Genomic DNA, 529 nt, shown 5'->3' on the forward strand with positions numbered 1-529 from the left:
TCGTGCCCACGGTACGCAATTATCTGCCGATTGCCGCCGGCGCGCTGCGTCTGCCGGCTTTGCCCTTCGCTTTAGCCACCCTGCTTGGCGCAATGCTGTGGAACGCCGGCTTCCTTCTTGCCGGCTACGCAATGCGCGACAGCGTCCACGATCTGCCGACGGTGGCGTTTCGTATCATGGCCATCGTGCTTGCGTTGGAAGTCGCGTTCCTCGTCGCGCTGCGCTGCCACCGGCGTCGCGTCAGATCGGCAAGAGGGTAGAGTTACCGGCGCAAACAAGGCGGCTGCGCCGGCTTTCTTTCCCGCACGTGCCGGTGTTTAGTCCGGTCATGGCCTTTACCATCCGCCAATTGCAGTTCTTCGTCGCCGTCGCCGAGCAGGGCACCGTCTCGGATGCCGCGCAGAGCCTCTCGATTTCGCAATCCTCGGTCACCGAGGCGATCAAGGGGTCGCAACAAGATTTGCTTTCCCAGACACGCTAAGGTCGAACGAAGCACGAACATCTGTTTGTCCCCTGGATAAGATTGCCA

The 529-nt window shown here is 61.2% G+C and carries 1 protein-coding gene and 1 pseudogene; both read left to right on the forward strand.

The features are described from left to right. Positions 1–260, forward strand: a 260-nt coding sequence (locus ACWGS9_RS35285) for a DedA family protein (protein WP_454509492.1), incomplete at its 5' end; no start/stop codon positions are given. A 68-nt stretch (positions 261–328) separates the two neighbouring features. Beyond that, positions 329–463, forward strand: a pseudogene (locus ACWGS9_RS35290) (LysR family transcriptional regulator); the annotation flags it as partial. Between the last annotated feature and the right edge of the window lie 66 nt (positions 464–529).

It is taken from the genome of Mesorhizobium sp. Arg314 (assembly GCF_053714275.1).